The sequence below is a fragment of the Streptomyces sp. NPDC007901 genome (assembly GCF_042959465.1).
GTDB lineage: Bacteria > Actinomycetota > Actinomycetes > Streptomycetales > Streptomycetaceae > Streptomyces.
This window is the reverse complement of record NZ_JBIBKW010000010.1, coordinates 250,827-265,393: the sequence shown is the minus strand read 5'-3', so window position 1 is coordinate 265,393 and position 14,567 is coordinate 250,827. Positions and strand designations below refer to the sequence as shown.

At 73.1% G+C, this 14,567-nt stretch carries 13 protein-coding genes; 5 read left to right on the top strand and 8 right to left on the bottom strand.

The window, feature by feature from the left end; translation table 11 throughout:
• Window positions 1-53: 53 nt before the first annotated feature.
• A complete protein-coding gene (locus ACFZDK_RS30910; protein ID WP_390977206.1) occupies window positions 54-1,670 on the top strand; it encodes an FHA domain-containing protein in 1,617 nt (538 codons plus the stop codon).
• Window positions 1,671-1,768: 98 nt separating this feature from the next.
• Here the strand turns inward: ACFZDK_RS30910 and ACFZDK_RS30905 are convergent, their stop codons facing one another.
• Window positions 1,769-2,743, bottom strand: coding sequence for a methyltransferase domain-containing protein (locus tag ACFZDK_RS30905; protein WP_390977205.1), 975 nt, complete (start codon window positions 2,741-2,743; stop codon window positions 1,769-1,771).
• A gap of 78 nt (window positions 2,744-2,821) precedes the next feature.
• Here ACFZDK_RS30905 and ACFZDK_RS30900 point away from each other — a divergent pair, with 78 nt between their 5' ends.
• Window positions 2,822-3,226, top strand: a complete 405-nt coding sequence (locus ACFZDK_RS30900; protein ID WP_390977204.1) for a globin — start codon at window positions 2,822-2,824, stop codon at window positions 3,224-3,226.
• Window positions 3,227-3,239: 13 nt separating this feature from the next.
• On the opposite strand, the gene ACFZDK_RS30895 is transcribed toward ACFZDK_RS30900, so the two are convergent.
• The 3 genes from ACFZDK_RS30895 to ettA are packed head-to-tail and all read right to left on the bottom strand — an operon-like array spanning window position 3,240 to window position 6,019.
• The gene (locus ACFZDK_RS30895; RefSeq protein ID WP_390977203.1) at window positions 3,240-3,938 is read right to left on the bottom strand and encodes a hypothetical protein; all 699 of its coding nucleotides are present in this window, start codon (window positions 3,936-3,938) and stop codon (window positions 3,240-3,242) included.
• Window positions 3,935-4,348 (bottom strand): thioesterase family protein, encoded by a 414-nt coding sequence (locus tag ACFZDK_RS30890; protein WP_359223696.1) that lies wholly within the window; start codon window positions 4,346-4,348, stop codon window positions 3,935-3,937. Before ACFZDK_RS30890 ends, ACFZDK_RS30895 begins: the two co-directional genes overlap by 4 nt.
• A 6-nt stretch (window positions 4,349-4,354) precedes the next feature.
• Complete coding sequence (gene ettA, locus ACFZDK_RS30885) at window positions 4,355-6,019, bottom strand: energy-dependent translational throttle protein EttA (protein WP_390977202.1); 1,665 nt, start codon at window positions 6,017-6,019, stop codon at window positions 4,355-4,357.
• A 133-nt stretch (window positions 6,020-6,152) separates the two neighbouring features.
• On the opposite strand from ettA, the gene ACFZDK_RS30880 reads away from it, so the two are divergent.
• From ACFZDK_RS30880 to dacB, 3 genes are all read left to right on the top strand, one after another.
• Window positions 6,153-6,356 carry a hypothetical protein gene (locus ACFZDK_RS30880; RefSeq protein WP_390977201.1) on the top strand — a complete coding sequence of 68 codons (204 nt, stop codon included), beginning with the start codon at window positions 6,153-6,155 and terminating at the stop codon, window positions 6,354-6,356.
• A gap of 737 nt (window positions 6,357-7,093) precedes the next feature.
• A complete protein-coding gene (locus ACFZDK_RS30875; RefSeq protein WP_390977200.1) occupies window positions 7,094-7,966 on the top strand; it encodes a DUF2236 domain-containing protein in 873 nt (290 codons plus the stop codon).
• A gap of 70 nt (window positions 7,967-8,036) precedes the next feature.
• Window positions 8,037-9,314, top strand: coding sequence for a D-alanyl-D-alanine carboxypeptidase/D-alanyl-D-alanine-endopeptidase (gene dacB / locus ACFZDK_RS30870; RefSeq protein WP_390977199.1), 1,278 nt, complete (start codon window positions 8,037-8,039; stop codon window positions 9,312-9,314).
• 11 nt (window positions 9,315-9,325) lie between these two features.
• Here dacB and ACFZDK_RS30865 read toward each other — a convergent pair whose 3' ends face one another.
• The 4 genes from ACFZDK_RS30865 to ACFZDK_RS30850 form a co-directional block, all read right to left on the bottom strand.
• On the bottom strand, window positions 9,326-9,703 hold the full coding sequence (locus tag ACFZDK_RS30865; RefSeq protein WP_390977198.1) for a hypothetical protein: 378 nt from the start codon (window positions 9,701-9,703) through the stop codon (window positions 9,326-9,328).
• A 40-nt stretch (window positions 9,704-9,743) separates the two neighbouring features.
• Window positions 9,744-11,114, bottom strand: coding sequence for a Cys-Gln thioester bond-forming surface protein (locus ACFZDK_RS30860; RefSeq protein ID WP_390977197.1), 1,371 nt, complete (start codon window positions 11,112-11,114; stop codon window positions 9,744-9,746).
• 440 nt (window positions 11,115-11,554) lie between these two features.
• A complete protein-coding gene (locus ACFZDK_RS30855) occupies window positions 11,555-12,034 on the bottom strand; it encodes a single-stranded DNA-binding protein (protein ID WP_390977196.1) in 480 nt (159 codons plus the stop codon).
• Window positions 12,035-12,338: 304 nt separating this feature from the next.
• Window positions 12,339-14,288: a GTPase gene (locus tag ACFZDK_RS30850; RefSeq protein WP_390977315.1), complete on the bottom strand. Its 1,950-nt coding sequence runs from the start codon at window positions 14,286-14,288 to the stop codon at window positions 12,339-12,341.
• Window positions 14,289-14,567 lie beyond the last annotated feature (279 nt).

Below are 14,567 nucleotides of genomic sequence, written 5' to 3'. Positions count from 1 at the left end.
ACCAGCAGTACATGGCCTAGCAGTGCACGCAGGACAGAGAGGGAAGCACCGACATGCCGACCTGCCCGAACGGACACCAGTCGGTTTCCGACGACTGGTGCGAGGTGTGCGGTCACCGCATGGCCGGTGCCGTGCCTCCGCCGCCCCCGCCCCCGCCGACCTCCGGCGGCGGCTACGGCTTCCCGCCGCCCGCGCCCGGCGCGCAGGCCGGTGGCCCCGCCGGCGGACGTCATCTCTCCTCGGTGCCGAACTCGCCCGAGCCGGAGCTGTGCCCGCAGTGCCGTACGCCCCGTGAGGGCGGTGCGCCGTTCTGCGAGGAGTGCCGCTGGAACTTCCTCACCAACACGGCCACCTCGTACACCCCCGCCGCCCCGCGCCCGCCGGCGGGCGGCGGACCGGCCGCGCCGACCTTCCGGCCGCCCACCCCACCGTCGTACGGCGGCAACACCGACTCCTACGAGTACCAGGGCTCGCGCCCCTCGCAGATGAACCGCCCCGCCGAGCCCATCCCCTCCTTCGGCAGCGAGCCCTCGGGCCCCACGCCGTTCGGCGGCGAGCGCGGCGGCCCGTCGGGCCCCCCGGCCCCTCCCGCGTACGGCGGCGACCGCGGCCAGTCCGGCCCTCCGGCCTTCGGCGGCGACCGCGGCCAGCAGGGTCCCCCGCCCTACGGTGGCGAGCGCGGCCAGTCGGGCCCCCCGGCGTTCGGCGGCGACCGCGGCCAGTCCGGCCCCCCGGCGTTCGGCGGCGACCGCGGCCAGTCCGGCCCCCCGGCGTTCGGCGGTGACCGCGGCCAGTCCGGCCCGCCGCCCTTCGGTGGCGAGCGCGGTCCCTCGGCGCCGCCCTCGCAGTACGGCGGCGCCCCGGGCCAGAACCCGGGCGGCCCGTCCGCCTTCGGCGGCGCCCCCGGCACCGGCCAGGCCGCCGGCCCCTTCACCCGCGACCCCTCCGGCGGCCCGGCCGCCGGTCCCTTCGGCGGGGACCCGTCCCGGCCGCCGGTCCCGCCGCCGACCGCCGGTGGCGCTTCCGGCGCCTTCCAGCAGGCCGCACCGTCCGCGCCGCCCGGCTTCCCGCAGGAGACCACCCGGCCCCCGGCCGGCGGTCCGCCCTTCGGCGGCGCCGACGACGACTGGGTGATCTCCCCGCCGTCGGCCACGGGCCCGGCCGGCCCCGGCGCGCCCGCCCGTCCGGGCGGCTACGGCTACCCGCAGCCCGGCGCCACGCAGGCCCCGCCCGGCCCCGGATTCCCGCAGGCTCCGCAGGGCCCGGCGACCTGGACGGCCACGATCGGCCCGGACCGCGAGTACTTCATGGCGATGATGCAGCGCTCGGGCCCGGAGGCGGCCGGCCTCAACCTGCCCGCGTACTCCCCCGAGCAGCAGCGCACCCTCAGTGGCAACCAGGTCACCATCGGCCGCCGCCGGCACTCCACCGGCGACACCCCCGACATCGACCTCGCGGTACCGCCGGAGGACCCGGGCGTCTCGCACCAGCACGCGGTCCTGGTCCAGCAGCCGGACGGCAGCTGGGCCGTCGTCGACCAGAACTCCACCAACGGCACCACGGTGAACGGCGGCGAGGAGCCCATCCAGCCGTTCGTCCCGGTACCGCTGCAGGACGGAGACCGGGTGCACGTCGGGGCCTGGACGACGATCACTGTTCGACGGGGCTGAGCCATAGCGCCCCGGAAGGGGCGCGGGGCTGTATCGATGTGCGGCTCCGCCGCGTGGGCGAGAGCAACCCACCACAACCCGCAGCCGAAGCACCGTGCTCAGACCGGGAGCGGCCACACACACGGCCCCTCCCGGTCGTCCAGCCACACCCACTCCCCCTCCTCCTCGACGCTCACCCCGTACCGCTCCCGCCCGGGCATGCCCTCCCGCACCCACACCTCATAGGCCTCCCGAGGACTGAGCACCCCCCGGGTCAGCTCCGCCAGGAACTGGAACAACTCGTCCCCCAGAGCCCCGCCCGGCACCCCACCCACATCCCCCACCCCCGCTGCCCTCTCCACCCCCCGCAACGGCACGAAGAACGCCGCCGACGGCAGAAACCTCCCCTCGGCACATCCGCCCCGCACGGTCAGCGCCAGCAACCCCGTGGACACCGGCGCCAGGATCCGCGCCCCCTCCGCGCACTGGTCGACCCACGCCCGCGGCACACCCGGCAGCGCACAGGTCGCGATGATCCGGTCGAACGGTGCCCGCTCCGGCACCCCCCGCGCCCCGTCCCCCGTGACGACGGTGGGCCGGTACCCCGCCGCCGCCAGATGCCGCCGCGCGGACTCGGCGATCTCCGGATCCAGGTCCACGGTCGTGACAAGACCGTCGTCGCCCAGCCGGTGCGCCAGCAGCGCCGCGTTGTACCCGGTCCCGGCCCCGACCTCCAGCACCCGGTCCCCCTCGGCCACCCGCAGTTCGACCAGCATCCGCGCCATCAGCGACGGCTGGCTGCTGGACGACAGCAGCTCACCGTCGCGCAGCCGGGTGGCCAGCGGTACGTCCTCGTACGCCCCGCGCAGCCACCGTTCCCGGGCCCCGCGGTCCGGACTCTCGCCCCACCGGCGCTCGTACCCGCGCTCCCCGGCGACGTAGTAGTACGGCACGAACAGATGCCGGGGCACCGCCGCGAACGCCTCCCGCCACACCGGTTCCCCGGCCCAGACGCCCTCCGCGTCGATCTCCCGCACCAGCTCGGCCCGCGCCGCGGCGGCCGGCCCCTCGGTCTGCGCGTCGTAGGCGCCCATGCGTCCACCCTAGATCCGCGCCCCGCTCCCGGTCCTAAGCCTTGAGTCCTCGGTCACCCCGTCTGAGACCATGTACGGGTGAGAGAGATTCGGCGCGGCACGCTTCAGGAGAAGACCTTCTACGAGCAGGTCGGCGGGGAGGAGACGTTCCGCCGGCTGGTCCACCGTTTCTACGAGGGGGTCGCCGAGGACGAACTCCTGCGGCCGATGTACCCCGAGGAGGACCTGGGCCCGGCCGAGGAGCGGCTCACCCTGTTCCTGATCCAGTACTGGGGCGGCCCCACGACGTACAGCGACAACCGCGGCCATCCGCGGCTGCGGATGCGGCACGCCCCGTTCGCGGTGGACCGGGCGGCGCACGACGCGTGGCTGCGGCACATGCGGGTGGCGGTGGACGAGCTCGGCCTCTCCGAGGAGCACCGGGAACAGCTCTGGAACTACCTCACCTACGCGGCCGCCTCGATGGTCAACACGCCTGACTGACCGCAGTCGGCGCTCAGCGGACGCTGACGCCCAGCGCCCCGAGTCCCGCCCGCCGTACGGCGACCGACCCGAACGGCGTGCGCAGCCGCAGCCACGCGCCCGAGGACAGCAGCACGGCCTCGTCGGCCGCGTCGCCGGTCGCGCCGCTCGCGGCGGTCGGCCGCAGGAAGCCCAGCGACTGGGCGGCGTGCACGGCCCGTACCGGGAGCGGAGTGCCGCCCACGGTCCGGGACCAGATGTCCCGCCCGATCCGGTCGAGTTCGGCCCGGGTACGGCCGTCCGGCGCCAACTCCTGCGTACGGGACCGGAACTCACGCACCGCGGCGGCCACCGTGGCGCGCAGCGCCTGCGGCACGGGGAGCCCGGGCTCCGGCTGCCAGCCGCCCCTGGGCGGCAGCACCCCGGCCCACGGCGGGCCGGTCACCGCCCCCGGCACGGCGGCGGTGGCGGCCGGCTCGTCGAGTGACTCCAGCAGCTCCCCCGCCGACACGGTCACGTCGAGGGTGACGTCGAGTCCGTCCTCGTACGGCTTCGCGAGCCGCACGGCGCGGATCGCCAGCACCTCGAAGGACGGCGGCCGGCCGAAGACGGCGAGCGCGGTACCGGCCGCCTGCAGCCGTACCGCGGCCGAGCGGTCGTAGTGGAGCAGCCGGGAGAGGAAGGCGGCGAGATCCGCCGTCTCCCCCTCGTCAGCCAGGTGGAGCACCGTCATGCGGCGACGGCCTCCTCCTTGTCGTCGTCGCGGTACTCCGCGAGGAAGTCCCGCTCGTCGGCCGTGATCCGGCGCGGCCGCCCGGTCTCGAAGTCGAACGGCACGACGACCGTCGAGGCCTTTACGTAGACCAGGTCCTCGTCCTTCACCTCGTAGGTGACGGTGAAGGACGCGGCCCTGATCTCGGTGACCCACAGCTCGATGTCGACCGGGTGGTGCCGGTGGACGAGCTGCCGCTTGTAGTCGATCTCGTGGCGCGCCACGACCGACCCCTGCTTGAACTCCTTGTCCGGCCGGAACAGCCAGTCGATCCGGGCCTCCTCCAGGTAGCGGACGAAGACCGCGTTGTTGACATGGCCGTACGCGTCCATGTCGGACCAGCGCAGCGGGCAGCGGTAGATGTGGCGCAAGATCGATCAGCCCCGGGTCAGCTTCTTGTAGGTGGCACGGTGCGGACGCGCGGCGTCCGGTCCGAGCCGCTCGATCTTGTTCTTTTCATACGACTCGAAGTTGCCCTCGAACCAGAACCACCTGGAATCGCCCTCGTAGGCGAGGATGTGGGTGGCGACCCGGTCGAGGAACCAGCGGTCGTGGGAGACGACCACGGCCGCGCCCGGGAACTCGAGCAGCGCGTTCTCCAGGGAGGACAGGGTCTCGACGTCGAGGTCGTTCGTCGGCTCGTCGAGGAGCAGCAGGTTGCCGCCCTGCTTGAGGGTGAGCGCCAGGTTGAGGCGGTTGCGCTCACCGCCGGAGAGCACACCGGCCGGCTTCTGCTGGTCCGGGCCCTTGAACCCGAAGGCCGAGACGTAGGCGCGGCTCGGCATCTCGACCTGGCCCACGTTGATGTAGTCGAGCTCGTCGGAGACGACCGCCCACAGGGTCTTCTTCGGGTCGATGTTGGCGCGGCTCTGGTCGACGTACGAGATCTTGACGGTCTCGCCGACCTTGATGGCGCCGGAGTCCGGGGTCTCCAGACCCTGGATCATCTTGAAGAGGGTGGTCTTGCCGGCGCCGTTCGGGCCGATGACGCCGACGATGCCGTTGCGCGGCAGCGTGAAGCTCAGGTCGTCGATGAGGACCTTGTCGCCGAAGCCCTTGGAGAGGTTGGTGACCTCGACGACGATGCTGCCGAGCCGGGGGCCCGGCGGGATCTGGATCTCCTCGAAGTCCAGCTTCCGCATCTTGTCGGCCTCGGCGGCCATCTCCTCGTAGCGGGCGAGGCGGGCCTTGGACTTGGCCTGACGCCCCTTGGCGTTGGACCGCACCCACTCCAGCTCTTCCTTGAGCCGCTTCTGCCGCTTGGCGTCCTTCTGGCCCTCGACCTTGAGACGGGTGGCCTTGGTCTCCAGGTACTTGGAGTAGTTGCCCTCGTAGCCGTGCAGCCGGCCGCGGTCGACCTCGCAGATCCAGCCGGCGACGTTGTCGAGGAAGTACCGGTCGTGGGTCACGGCCACGATGGTGCCCTCGTACTTGGCGAGGTGCTGCTCCAGCCAGTTCACCGACTCGGCGTCGAGGTGGTTGGTGGGCTCGTCGAGGAGCAGCAGGTCTGGGGCCTCCAGCAGCAGCTTGCAGAGCGCCACACGCCGCTTCTCACCACCGGAGAGGGTGGTGACCTGCCAGTCGCCGGGAGGGCAGCCGAGCGCGTCCATGGCCTGCTCCAGCTGAGCGTCCAGGTCCCACGCGTTGGCGTGGTCGAGCTCCTCCTGCAGCTTGCCCATCTCGTCGAGCAGCGCGTCGGAGTAGTCGGTCGCCATCAGCTCGGCGATCTCGTTGAACCGGTCGAGCTTGCCCTTGACCTCGGCGACACCCTCCTGGACGTTCTCCAGGACGGTCTTGTCCTCGTTGAGCTTCGGCTCCTGCATCAGGATGCCGACGCTGTACCCGGGCGACAGGAAGGCGTCACCGTTCGACGGCTGGTCCAGCCCCGCCATGATCTTCAGAATGGTCGACTTACCCGCACCGTTCGGGCCGACCACACCGATCTTCGCGCCGGGCAGGAAGTTCAGCGAGACGTCGTCAAGGATGACCTTGTCGCCGATTGCCTTGCGCGTCTTGCGCATGGTGTAGATGTACTCAGCCAAGAGAAACCGTCCGGCAGCTTGAAATCTGGCAGTGGGCAGATACACCCCATCTTGCCGTAAGGCCAGCCCTGCGCGGTAACTCGTTAGGCTGGGGGGCTGTGACCTGCGGTTTCGCTCGGGGGGAGGGGTGGTCATGGCTGATGGTGGCTGGTACGACGAGAGTGACCACCGCGACGCGGTCCGACGGGCCGAACGAGCCGCCCGGTCCGGCTGGGCGTTGATCGCCGGGGCCGCCGGGGTGCTCGGCTGTGCGCTGATCGCCGTGGCCGTTGCCTGTGTGGCCGCGGTCATTGCGTGTCTCTACGTTGTGATGGCGATGGACCACGGGGGATCTTGACGTGGTTGCGCCGCCCCCCGGTGTGATCATGCCCGGCGCGAGTGGTGCGGCCCTGTAGGTCGCGGCGCCGGTCGTCCCGCCGCTCGGCGGTGGCTCGCGAGGAGGGCGCGTCAACGTCGGGGCGGGTGGGTGACGGGGCGGGTGCGTGGGGTGTCGTGACAGGCCAGGGGTGCGGTGGGGGCAGGGGGAAGGGCGGACGCGCCGGGCGTGTGTCAGGCCGTGCGGGAGGATGGCGCGGTGCTGGACCCTGGACGCCGTCGGGCACGCCCGCGCCGTACTCGACGCCAAACGCCACATCGGGGACGACTTCGGCATCGCCATGGCGCTGGACGTGCTCGCCATCGCGCTGTCCGACGCCGGGGAGGAGCGGTCCGCCGCCCACGCCTTCGGCGCCGCGCTCCGTTTCAGGGAGACGGCCGGTCATCCGCAGCGCGGCACACCGGAGACGGCCGCGCTGCGCGACGCGTGCGAGGAACGGCTCGTCCACGCCCTGGGCAAGCAGGAGTACGACCGCCTCCTCGACGCCGCCGCCGAACGCGACCCCCGCACCCTCCTGTCCTGGGTCGCCCGCGGCAGCCCCTGCCACCCCGGTGACGGCCCCGGCCCGGTCGGTGGACGTGACGCACGTCATAGCGGGCCCTCGCATCGGGAGACGGCGGACCGGCGTCCTCCTCTTCGCCACGGAGGGTCAAGTGCCTTGATCCAGACGGCACTTGATGAGGAAAGGGGGGTCGCCCGTGCGCCGTCGCTACAGGTGGGTGGAGCGCGAGCTGGCCGGTATGGACCCCGAGACGGACTGGGAGCGGATGATCTCGCTCTACATCGGCCATCGCGTCCCGGAGTTCGCCCTGGCGATGACGATCTATCCGGGCACGATGCGCATGATGCAGCCGCCCGCGACCGCCGCGACCCTGGCCCACACCGGGAAGCTGGAGGCGCGGCCGGACCGGCGTTTCCGGGACGGGAACGCCTTCCTGACGGCCTGGATGGTGGACGGCCTGTCCAGTCCGCAGGGCCGCAGGGCCGCCGAGCGGCTGAACCGCCTCCACCGGGCCGTCGACCGCCGCACCCCGCACCTGCCCGGCAACTTCGACGACGTCGACGACTTCGTCTATCCCCTGGTCCTGCTGGCCACGTTCGGCGACCGTCTGCAGACCTCGCTGGGGCTGCCCGGTACGAGCGAGCCCATGAAGATCGCGTGGCACCGCTGGGCGCGGACGCTCTTCCGGCTCCTGGAACGCGAGTCGGGGCCGCTGGCCGGCGAGGCGTTCCCCGAGGACTGGGACGCGATGACCGAGTTCGCCGCGAAGTTCGACTCCCGGCCCTACGAGCAGACGGAGGCCGGCCGCCGCGTGGCGACCGCGATGATGGACTTCTTCGCCGAGCGCTGGTTCCCCGCCCCCTTCCGGGCGTTCGGGAGGGACGTGACCCGCTGGCTCGCCGGTGAGCGGGTCTGCCGACTCCACCGGATCGGCTGGATGAGTCCCGGGCGCGAGCGTGCCGTCCGTCTCTTCCTGAAGTCGGCCTTCCGTGCCCAGCGTCTGCTGCCCGATTACCGCACACCGCTTCCCGAGCGCCTGCGGCGCGGGCCGCTTCTTCACAGAAACTGATCAGTAGCTGATCTTGCGCTGTTACTTTCCCTCCTGCCCACACCCCCACGAGCATTGGTGACGAGACCCCGTGTTCACTTCTTCCTCCGCCCTCCGCAGGGCGGCCGTGCTGGCGGTCGCCGTTCCCGTCGCCGGTACGTTCCTGTCCGCCCTGTCCGCTCCGGCCGCCTTCGCCACCGGCCAGGCCGCCGTGCTGGACCCGGCCGAGCAGCGGATCGCGGACAACCTGGACACCCGCAGCCAGGATGCCCGCCTCGGCAGCACGCTCGGCGGGGTCGTCCTCGACGCCGGGTCCCGCAAGCCCGTCTGGGGCCACGGCGCGACGACTGCGCTGATGCCCGCCTCCAACACCAAACTCGGCACCGCGACCGCCGCGTTGACCGTCCTCGGCCCCGGCCACCGCTTCACCACGAAGGTCGTCCAGGGCGACGGCACGCTCACCCTCGTCGGCGGCGGCGACCGCACCCTGACCACCGCGGATCTCACCGAGCTGGCCAGGACCGCCGTCACAGGGCTGAAGAAGGCGGGTCCCACCTCGGTGCGGGTCCGTGTCGACGACAGCCTCTTCCCCGAGCCCACCCTCGCGACCGGCTGGAACGACGGCTACTACCCCGACTCCGTCGCGCCGGTACGGGCATTGGTGGTCGACGGCCACCATGTCACGGACACCTCCCTGGACGCGGGACAGGTCTTCGCCGAGGCCCTCGCGCGGCAGGGCGTCACCGTCACCGGGGAGGTCACCCACGGGAGGGCCGCTCCGGGCGACGCCCACGTCGCCTCGCACCGGTCCGCGGCGCTGTCCGCCGTCGTGCAGCAGATGCTCAAGGTGAGTGACAACGACGTCGCCGAGACGCTGCTGCGGATGACCGCGCTCTCGGCCGGGCGCCCGGCCACCTTCGAGGACGGCACCGCGGTCGTGCGCGAGGTGCTCGGGCAGTACGGCATCTCGCTGGCCGGCTACGAGATCCACGACGGCAGCGGGCTGTCCCGCGCCAACCGCATCCCGGCGCAGACCATCGCCGACATCCTCGACCTGGCCGCCGACCCGCGCCACTCCGAGATCCTGAAGTACATCGTGGACGGCCTGCCCGTCGCGGGCGAGGCGGGCTCCACGCTGGGCCCCGAGTGGGGCCGGTTCGACACCGCGGACTCGCAGTGCGCCATCGGCAAGGTCAAGGCCAAGACCGGCACCCTCACCGGCGCGATCGCCCTGAGCGGCCTGACGAAGGCCCAGGACGGGCAGTGGAAGGTCTTCTCCTTCATCGAGAACGACTCCACCGCCGACCCGGCCGACATCAAGGACGCCCTGGACGGCCTCGCGGCCACGGTCAACGGCTGCTGGGCCTGACGGACCCGAGCCTACGGAGCGGTGCGGCGGTGCGTGTCCTGGCCTGATCCTTGCAGGGTGCGGGCCAGGAGGAGGGCGGTCACCGCCGCCGCCCCCACGACGCCGGCGGAGCGGAAGGCGTGGGAGGAGCGCCAGGAGAGGACGGACCAGCGGGACTGGGCCGAGAGGACGGAGCCGGTGCTCAGCCAGGAACCGGCTGAGAGGAGAGAGAGGGCCGAGCCGATGGAGGCGGCCGAGAGGGTGCTGCCGACCGAGCCGATGGACAGGGCCGAGCCCACCGAGCCGATGGAGAGCACGGAGCCCACCGAGCCGATCGACAGCACCGAGTCGTGCGACCACAGGGACAGGATGGAGTCCGAGGACGACGACGCGTCAGGTGAGTTCGTCATGACGTCATAGTGCCCGCCGGGCCGGGCTCCCGTCCGGGTGTCAGTCTGTCTGCTGGTTCTCGCGCTGACGGAGGATCACCAGGACCGCGCCGCCGATCACCACCAGGCCGATGGCCACGCCCGTGATCACGCCGGTCGCCGAGTCGCCACCGGTGGCGGCGAGGTTGACGGTGCCGCCGGTGGTGCCGCCGACCGAGGCGGGGCTGGGCTCGCTGAGCGTCTGGGTGGTGAGGCCCGCGTCGCTGCTCTGGGTCTTGCAGTCGAGGACGCCGGTGAAGCGGCGTTCGAAGCCGTTGGGGCCGGTGATCGTGAAGTCGTAGGCCTGGTCCTCCTGGAGCGCGATGGTCACCGTCCGCGAGCTGCGCGCGGGGATGCTGTACTCGGTGCTCATCAGCTCGAAGGTGAACGGCTTGTCGCCGGTGTTGGCCGCGGTGAGGTCCACCGCGCTCTTGGCGCAGTCCGTCTGGGCCGACAGGGCCGGTACGGCGCCCTGCTCCGCCCAGGTCGCGTTCGCGGTCGCGGCGACCGTGGACTCGCTGGAGCCGGCCAGGATCTGCGTCTGGCTGCGGCTCTCGGAGGTGAAGGCGCGGCCGACGGGGACCGTGGTCGACGCCTGGACGGTGAGCTCGGCGGAATCGTCCGCGGCGTCGTCGGGGACCTTGAAGTAGAGCTCGCTGCCGTCCTCGGCCGTGCTGACCGGCTTGCCGGTCTTGTCGGTGATCCGTACGCCGCTGAGGGCCGCGTCGGCCGGCGGGACCACGGTGACGGTGCGCGCGTTGGTGTGGACCGTCACCGGGCCGAGCAGGCCTCCCGGGCGGCCGGAGACGGCCGGCGGGGTGAGGGTCAGCGAGGCCTGCGGCTCGTTCTGGCCGCGGGCGCTCTTCTCCAGGTAGTCGGCGAGTTTCTCGGCCTGCGGGTCGACGGCGTCGACGTCCGCGCCGTCCGAGTAGCGCCAGATCGCCACCTGGGTGCCGGCCGCCGCGTCCTGTTCGGTGAGGCTGCCGATCCCGGCCTTGCGGGCGAGCGCGGCGAGATCGTTGACCTGCGGGTAGGAGTTCTGCAGGATCCAGCGGATCTTGCCGGCGCTCTTGTTGGCGCCGAGAGAGGTGCCGCTCCAGGCCGTCTCGTGGTACCTGGCGTCCCGCTGGGTGGGGTTGTGCAGGTCGACGCAGTACGTCTGGAGCGTGCCGCCGCCGTCCACGGACATCTCGAACAGTCCCGCGGCCACCTGCTCGTCGCCGCTGTCGCCGTGGACCACGGCCTCGCCGTAGGTCTTCAGGCCGTTGATGGTCGCCGTCGCCCCGCTCTGGCTCTGGGTGGTGCCGTCGTCGGCCGCGGCCCGGCCGGCGCCGGTCAGCACGACGGCGGCCACCAGCCCGGACGCCAGGGTCGCGGCGGCGAGGCGGGCCACGCCTCTCGCGGATCCGGGCGTACCGGAGTGCCTGGCGGACGCGCGGGGCGCCGAGGAACCAGAGAACGCAGCGAGCACAGAATTCCCCTTCGAGCAGGACCCGTTGGACGCGGGGGGGGTGGTCCCACCAGCAGAATCAGCGGCCCCAGGGGCCATGCCCGGCATCCTATGGATCAGCCGGACCGGCCTTTCCCGGTGAGATGGTCCGATGAGCGATCCGATCCGCAATCGTTATCGCGGAAGCTCGGACGAGCGCGGCTTACCGACAAATCCACCCGGTCGCCGTGGCAGGCACTTCGGAGCGCATTCGCCGACAAGCCGCGTCGCGTCGTGAAGCCGTCGAACCGTCGAGCCGTCGAGCCGTCAGGGCGTGGTCGATCGGCTGAAGTTCGTCCGGGCCGTGGTGAACGTGGGTCGGAGCGAGCCGACTTCACGTCGCGTCACGTCATCGCCCCGGCGGCCGCCACCGGCTCCGGCCGCTGGGGTGCGGCGGTGCCCGGGGACTCCGCCGGTGTCTCCCAGTCCGGCTCCGGCCGGGGCGGTGCCGGGGCCGCCGCCTCCGGCTTCCCGGACCGCCGGAAGGCCGTCGTACCGCGGGCGAGGTCGTGGCCGATCGCCACCGCGTCGATGTCGGCGGAGGCCCACTGCTGGCCCTCCCGGTTCTCGGTGCGCACCTTCAGCCGCCCCTGTACGACGACCGGGTCGCCGACCGCCAGCGAGGTCGCCGCGTTGGCGGCGAGCTGCCGGTTGGCCCACACCGTGAAGAAGTTGGTGTGCCCGTCCGTCCACGCGTTCTTCTCGCGGTCCCAGTAGCGCGCGGTCACCGCCAGCCGGAACCGTGCCGACGGCCCCGCCGCCAGTTCTCGGTACACCGGCTGCGTCGCCACGTTGCCCACCGCGCAGACCATCGTCTCGTTCATCACGAACCCCTCCCTCACCCGGCCGCCGTGACCGGGCGGATCCGCGTACGGGCCCGTCCCGTACGGCTGTGTCGGCTCTGTCCGCCGCGGCGACCGTGTGCGCGAAACGCGTCCGTGCACATGCACGTGTCCGTGCTCGTGTTCGTCGAGCGTGTCCGCGTTCGCCGTGATCGCCGTGGGACCAGAGTGCCGCCGCCGGGCCGGGGCCGCCGTGGGCTGTGGACGGCCGTCCGGGCTGTGGAGAACTCCCTCACCCGGACGAGTGACACCCGTCCGCCGCGGGATCACCCCACCCCCAGCCGTGTCACCCCACCCCGGCCCCGGTCCGCGTCACCCTCGCGTACTGCTCCCGCACCTCCTGGTACCGCAGCAGTTCGGCCGCCACCGGATCCAGCACCCGGGCCCGCCCGCAGCCGGCGGCCGCCTCGCGCAACCGGCGCTCCGCGTCCAGGCCGTACCGCCGGGCCGGGCCGCGGGCCGCCATCCGGCAGCCCCACTCGACCAGCGGCCCGCCGACGATCCCGCCGACCATCAGCAGCACCGGGACGCCCAGGTTGGGCGCCATGAACCCGGCGATCTGCCCGACCAGCCACAGCCCGCCGACGATCTGCAGGAGCGTCATGGCCGCCTGGGCGAGCACCGCCACCGGCCACCAGCCCGGACGCGGGGGCCGCCCCGGCGGCAGCCCGGCCCGGGTGGCCAGCTCGTCGAGCGCCTCGGACAGCCCCTGCGAGCCGCGTACGGCCGCCTCGCGCACCGCCTGCGCCCAGGGCCCCGGCAGTCCGGCCGAGGCCCGGTCGCAGACCGTGCGCACCGCCTGCTCGACGCGCTGCCGCGCGGTGGCCTCCTCCTCGGGCTGGGTCGGCTGCAGGCGGCTGGTGGGCAGTTCGCTGCGCCCCTGGCGCCACCGCCACAGCCGTAGCCAGGGCGTGCCGCAGGCCCGGTTGGCGTTGCGCAGCCAGGCCCGTTCGGCGGCCTCGCCGGCGGCGGTGGCGCCCACCGCGTCGGCGAGCCGGGCGGCGAACTCGTCGCGCGCCTCCTCGGTGAGCCCGGCGCGCCGCCCGGTGGCGTAGACGGGCCGCAGCCGGTCCGCGGCGGCGTCCACGTCGGCGGCTACCCGGCGAGCCGCCGCGCCCCGCTCGGACACGAACTGGCCGAGCAGTTCGCGCAGTTCGCCGACACCGTCGCCGGTGAGCGCGGACAGCCCGAGCACGGCGGCGCCCGGGTCGCCGTACTCGCCGAGGGCGATGCCGTCGTCGTCGAGGAGCCGGCGCAGATCGTGCAGGACCTGCTCGGTGGCCTCGCCGGGGAGCCGGTCGGTCTGGTTGAGGACGACGAACATGACCTCCGCGTGACCGGCCATGGGCCGCAGATAGCGCTCATGGAGGATCGCGTCGGCGTACTTCTCGGGGTCGACGACCCAGATCACGGCGTCGACCAGCTTCAGGATCCGGTCGACCTGTTCGCGGTGCTGGACGGCGGCCGAGTCGTGGTCGGGCAGGTCGATCAGGATCAGTCCGCGCAGTTCGGCGTCCGCCTCCGGGTTGTGCACCGGGCGCCGCCGCAGCCGGCCCGGGATGCCCAGCCGGTCGATGAGGGCCCCGCCGCCGTCGCTCCAGGTGCAGGCGATGGGCGCGGCGGTGGTGGGGCGGCGTACGCCGGTCTCCGAGATGGCCACTCCGGCGAGCGCGTTGAACAGCTGTGACTTGCCGCTGCCGGTGGCGCCGGCGAGGGCGACGACGGTGTGCTGGCCGGAGAGCCTGCGCCGGGTGGCCGCCTCGTCCAGGACCCGGCCGGCCTCGGCGAGGGTACGGCTGTCGAGGCGGGTGCGGGAGAGGCCGACCAGTTCGCGCAGGGCGTCGAGGCGGGAGCGCAGCGGGCCGTCGTACGCCAGCGGGGCGGGGGGTGGAGCGCCCGGGCCGCGGGTCTGCAGGACGGGGACGGGCGGTTTGGCGGTCTCGGTGACCCGGCGGGCGATGAGTCCGTCGTCCCAGGCGTCCTCGGCGGTGGACGGGTCGGGGTCGCCGTCGGCCGGCTCCCGCTGCTCCCGCACGCGCGCGTGCGGGACGTTCTCGCTGCCGGCGGCGGCCTCGGCGGGGGCCGCGGGGGCCGCCGGCTCCTCTTCGCGCCTGTCCAGGTCCGACGCCGGATCCTGGGCGGCGTGGGTGGCGTGAGCGGCGGCGGGCGGCGCGGAAGCCGGTCCGGGGACCGGACCCGAACCCCCGGCGGAGTCCGGGCCCCGATCCCGGTCCAGGCCACGATCCCGATCCCGGCCCCAATCCCGATCTCGGTCCCGTTCCCGATCGCGGCCCCAATCCCGATCTCGGTCCCGATCCTGGTCCCGTTCCCGATCCCGGCCCCAATCCCGATCTCGGTCCCGATCCTGGTCCCGTTCCCGATCCGGGTCCCGATGCCGGTCCCTGTCCCGATGCCGATCCGGGTCCCGGTCCCGGTCCCTGTCCCGATCCCGGTCCGGCGCCGCGGCGGGCGCGGTGACGTCCGGCGCGTTCGGGCCGCTGTCGAGGTCACCAGC